The 4,916-nt window shown below is 65.9% G+C and carries 4 protein-coding genes; 3 read left to right on the forward strand and 1 reads right to left on the reverse strand.

Going from position 1 to position 4,916, the window contains the following annotated elements; translation table 11 throughout:
- Positions 1–1,012: DUF3667 domain-containing protein (locus GH737_RS12960; protein ID WP_338061785.1), on the forward strand; the 1,012-nt coding region annotated here is incomplete at its 5' end.
- A gap of 3 nt (positions 1,013–1,015) precedes the next feature.
- Here the strand turns inward: GH737_RS12960 and ftsH are convergent.
- On the reverse strand, positions 1,016–2,968 hold the full coding sequence (gene ftsH, locus GH737_RS12965) for an ATP-dependent zinc metalloprotease FtsH (protein ID WP_155265220.1): 1,953 nt from the start codon (positions 2,966–2,968) through the stop codon (positions 1,016–1,018).
- Positions 2,969–3,200: 232 nt separating this feature from the next.
- Between ftsH and GH737_RS12970 the strand changes: the two genes are divergently transcribed.
- Together GH737_RS12970 and GH737_RS12975 are read left to right on the forward strand one after the other, a co-directional pair.
- A complete protein-coding gene (locus GH737_RS12970; RefSeq protein WP_155265221.1) occupies positions 3,201–3,806 on the forward strand; it encodes a heme-binding beta-barrel domain-containing protein in 606 nt (201 codons plus the stop codon).
- 93 nt (positions 3,807–3,899) lie between these two features.
- Positions 3,900–4,781, forward strand: a complete 882-nt coding sequence (locus tag GH737_RS12975; RefSeq protein WP_155265222.1) for a dienelactone hydrolase family protein — start codon at positions 3,900–3,902, stop codon at positions 4,779–4,781.
- Positions 4,782–4,916: the final 135 nt, after the last annotated feature.

Raw genomic sequence — 4,916 nt, forward strand, 5'->3', positions numbered from 1 at the left:
GGTCACGGGCGGCCTGCTCGCGCGCGCCGTCGAGCCGGCTGCCGGAGAGGCGGGCCGCGACGACCGCACCCACGAGCGCAACTGCCTCAACTGTGGGACGCCTCTGACCGGACCTTATTGCTCGGAGTGCGGGCAGAAGGCGCATGTCCACCGCTCGGTGCGCGCCTTCTTTCAGGACTTCGTCACCGCGCTGTTCAATTTCGAAGGCAAAATCTGGCGGACCCTGCCGATGCTCGCGTGGCGGCCGGGCGAAATGACGCGCCGCTACATCGCGGGGGAGCGCGCGCGCTTCATCTCGCCGGTCGCACTTTATCTGTTCACCGTCTTCGCGATGTTCGCAGTGCTCAACCTCACCGGCGCGCTGGGCACTGACGTGAGCAGGGATTTCAGGGAAGGGCTGAAGACCGAAATTGCCGACGACCAGGCGAAGCTGGCGTCACTCGAAGCCGATCGAAAAGCGGCGGCGGAGGCCGGAAAGGAGCTCGCCGAGCTCGACCGCAAAATCGCCAACCGCAAAGAAGACATTGCCAGCAACGAGAGACTGCTGAGCGGCAGGCCGCTGGTCAAGGCCGACCCGGGCGACGAGACGCCCGGCTGGCTCCTGCCATTCATCGAAAATGCCGCCCAGAACCCCGAAGTCGTGTCGATGAAAGTCCAGGACGCGGCGTCGAAATACAGCTGGCTGCTGATCCCCTTCTCCGTCCCGTTCATGTGGCTGCTGTTCCCGTTCCGGCGACGGTTCAACACCTACGACCACACCGTGTTCGTGACTTATTCGCTGTCGTTCATGATGATGCTGGTCGTCGCCGGCGGCTTGCTGATCGCGGCTGGGCTGCCGGGCGTGGCAAGCCTGCTGTTCTTCGTGCCACCCTTCCACATGTACCGGCACCTCAAGCAGACCTACGAGCTGGGGCGGTTCAGCGCGATCATGCGGACCATGGCGCTGCTGACCTTCGCGTTCATCGCCGCAGCGCTGTTCCTCGCCGCCGCGGTCGCGATCGGGGCGATGTAGCTCTCAGGTGCCCGCAGTCGCGGGACCGCCAATCGCGCCGGGCTTGGGCCGCTTCGCTTTGGGAATCGACGAGCCGGCCGCCGGGATCGACGGGCCCTTGCTGCCACCGCGGTCGATGCCTTCGCCGGCGAGCACCTTCTTGATCTCGTCGCCCGACAGCGTCTCATATTCGAGCAGCGCCTGCGCGAGCGCCTCGAGCTCGTCGCGGTGCTCGTCGAGCAGGTGCTTGGCGCGCTCGTAGCCTTCCTCGACGATCCGCCGGATCTCCTTGTCGATGGCCTGCGCGGTCTCGTTGGACATATGCCGCGTGCGGTTGACCGAATAGCCGAGGAAGACTTCCTCCTCGGGCTCGGCATATTGCAACGGACCCAAGGCATCCGACATGCCCCAGCGGGTAACCATGTCGCGCGCCAGCGTGGTCGCGTACTGGATGTCACTGGACGCGCCGGACGACACCTTCTGGTAGCCGAAGATGACTTCCTCGGCGACTCGGCCACCCATCGATACGGCGAGGTTCGCGTACATCTTGTCGCGGTGGTAGCTGTAGCTGTCGCGTTCGGGCAGGCGCATCACCATGCCGAGCGCGCGGCCGCGCGGGATGATCGTCGCCTTGTGGATCGGGTCGGACGCCGGCTCGTGAAGCGCGACGATGGCGTGGCCCGCCTCGTGATAGGCAGTCATTCGCTTTTCGTCCTCGGTCATCACCATCGACTTGCGCTCGGTGCCCATCAGCACCTTGTCCTTGGCCTCCTCGAACTCCTTCATCGCGACCAGCCGCTTGCCGCGCCGCGCGGCGAGCAGCGCCGCCTCGTTGACGAGGTTGGCGAGGTCGGCGCCGGAGAAGCCCGGGGTGCCGCGCGCGATGACGCGGGGGTCGACGTCCGGCGCCAGCGGCACCTTCTTCATGTGGACCCCGAGGATCTGCTCGCGGCCGTCGATGTCGGGGCGCGGAACCACGACCTGGCGATCGAAGCGGCCCGGGCGCAGCAACGCCGGGTCGAGCACGTCGGGCCGGTTGGTCGCTGCGATGATGATGATGCCTTCGTTGGCCTCGAAGCCGTCCATCTCGACGAGCAGCTGGTTGAGGGTCTGCTCGCGCTCGTCGTTGCCGTTGCCGAGCCCCGCGCCGCGGTGGCGGCCGACGGCGTCTATCTCGTCGATGAAGACGATGCACGGCGCGCTCTTCTTGGCCTGGTCGAACATGTCGCGGACGCGGCTCGCGCCGACGCCGACGAACATCTCGACGAAGTCCGAACCGGAGATGGTGAAGAAAGGCACACCCGCTTCACCCGCGATGGCGCGGGCGAGCAAGGTCTTGCCGGTGCCGGGAGGGCCGACCAGCAAAGCGCCCTTGGGGATCTTGCCGCCGAGTCGAGCGAACTTGCCCGGATCCTTCAGATATTCGACGATCTCCTGGAGCTCTTCGCGGGCCTCGTCGATTCCGGCGACGTCCTGGAAGGTCACGCGGCCATGCTTCTCGGTCAGCATGCGGGCACGGCTCTTGCCGAAGCCCATCGCGCCGGAGCCTGCGTTTTTCTGCATCTGCCGCATCACGAAGAAACTGATGCCGAGGATGAGCAGGAACGGCAGCGAGTTGTAGAGCATGTAAAGCCAGATGCTCGATCCTTCCTCGCTCTTCACCTGGACCGCGACGCCCTTGGCGATGAGCTTGTCGGAGACGCTGGCGTCGCCCGGCGCGGTGGTGCTGAACACCTCGCCGCTGTCGAGCTTGCCGGTGATCGCGCTGTTGCCGCCGCTGGTGGCCATCGTCACCGAGCGGACGTTGCCCTCGTCGACCTGGCGGACGAACTCGGAATAGGGAATCGCCTGGCCCGTAGCGGCGGTCGAGCCGCCGCCGATCATCTGCACCAGCAGCACCAGCGCGAACAGCACGCCGACCCAGATCAGCAGGCTCTTCGTCCACGGGTTGCCGGGCTTCTTTTCCTTGTCGTTCATCTCGCTCGTCGTCTTTCGAAGGCAGAAACGCCCCTCGCCTAAAATAGGCTCATCGGCCTCAATAACAATCCGAGGCTTAGGAACGGGTGAACGGGGGGCGCGCAGGCCGGGGCCGCTCACCTTCCAACAGGCTGCGTCAATCGCCCTGATGGAGAGGCTTCATTAGCAACCGCGCTTGTCGGGATGCTAGCCTGCGGCCCTCACCAATGAAGAAGCAGAGGAGCGCAGCACGATGCCCAACGACATTGCCTATTCGCGTAAACTGGGTCCGTTGACGCCGCTGGTCGGCGAATGGGAAGGCGATGTCGGCGTCGACTTGTCATACCACAACAAGGACGACTGGACGACCGAGACGACCTATTTCGAACAGGCGTGGTTCAAGCCGATCCCGGTCCAGGAAAACGGCCAGCAGGTGCTATGGGGCCTCCACTACGGAATGACCGCGTGGCGCCACGGCGAGGAGGCGATGGACCCGTTCCATGACGAGGTCGGCTTTCTGCTGTGGGACAAGGCGCACCGTCAGGTCATGCGCAACGTCGTGTTCGGGCGCGGTATCGCGATCCTCGCCGGCAGCAGCGCCGAACCGCACGACAAGGTGCTGCACTTCGACGCCAAGCCGGGCGAACCCTGCTACGGCATCCTTCAGAACAACTATCTGCTCGAGCGCGCGGAAATCCGCGGCTTCACGAGCAGCTTCACGCTCAACGACGACGGCACGCTGAGCTACACGTCCGACCTGGTCCTGAAGCTCGCCGCGACCGGCGAGGAGATGCACCACACGGACAAGAACACGCTGCGCCTCGTCAAGCGCTACCACCCGAGCGCCGAAGCGGGCTGATCGCCTCCGCCGCTCCCGCGCGCGCGATCCTTCAAACAATGCTAGCACGGTCCAACCTCCCCTCCGGGGAGGGAAGAAAAAGGGAGAGTCTCGATGTGCGGTGACGGCAACCATCAGGGCTTTATCGCGGATACGTCGGTGACCCGGCGGACAATGCTGCTGACGATGAGCGCCGCGGCCGCGGCGGGCGGCATTGCGGCGCCGGCGTTCGCGGAGGATGCAGGCGCGCTCAAGGTGACCGAGCGCGACGTTTCGGTAAAGACGGCTGACGGCAGCGCGGACGCGGCCTTGTTCGTACCCGCGGGCAAGGGGAAATGGCCGGCGGTGCTGATGTGGCCCGACATCCTCGGCCTGCGCCCGGTGTTCCGCGAGATGGGCAGGCGCCTCGCCGCGCAGGGCTATGTCGTGCTGGTGCCCAACCCCTATTACCGCGCGAAGAAGGCGCCGGTCATCGAGGGGCAGTTCGATTTCGGCAACAAGGATGACTGGGCGAAGCTGCGGGCGTTCAAGGATGGCCTGACCGACCCGATGGTCGACCGCGATTCGGCGGCTTTCGTCACCTTCCTCGACGCGCAGCCGCAGACCGACCGGCGCAAGAAAGCCGGCGTGCAGGGCTTTTGCATGAGCGGACCCATCTCGTTCCGGACGGCGGCGGTGCGGCCCGACCGCATCGGGGCTGTCGCGACCTTCCACCCGGGCGCGCTGGTGACGGACAAGCCGTCGAGTCCGCATCTGCTGATCCCGAAGAGCCGCGCGGCCTATCTGATATTGATCGCAAAGAACGACGCCGAGAAGATGCCGGACGAGAAGCCCGCGCTGGAAGCGGCATTCGCGAAGGCGAAGCGGCAGGCGGAGGTCGAAATCTATCCGGCGAACCACGGCTGGAGCGTCGCGGGGAGCGAAAGCTACGACGAACAGCAGGCGGAGCGGGCCTGGGCGGAGCTGTTGCCGTTCTACCGCGCGAACTTGCGCTGAAGGTCAGGCGCGGCGCGCCGGCGCCGTCGTGAACCGCCATTCCGAACCGCCCGTGCACAGCACGCCGCGAAGCGTCGCGCGCTTGCCCGAGCGGAGCGCGGCTAGAAGCTGGTCGAGCTCGCGACCGCGCGGCTC

It is taken from the genome of Sphingomonas segetis (assembly GCF_009720245.1).
GTDB classification, from domain to species: domain Bacteria; phylum Pseudomonadota; class Alphaproteobacteria; order Sphingomonadales; family Sphingomonadaceae; genus Sphingomicrobium; species Sphingomicrobium segetis.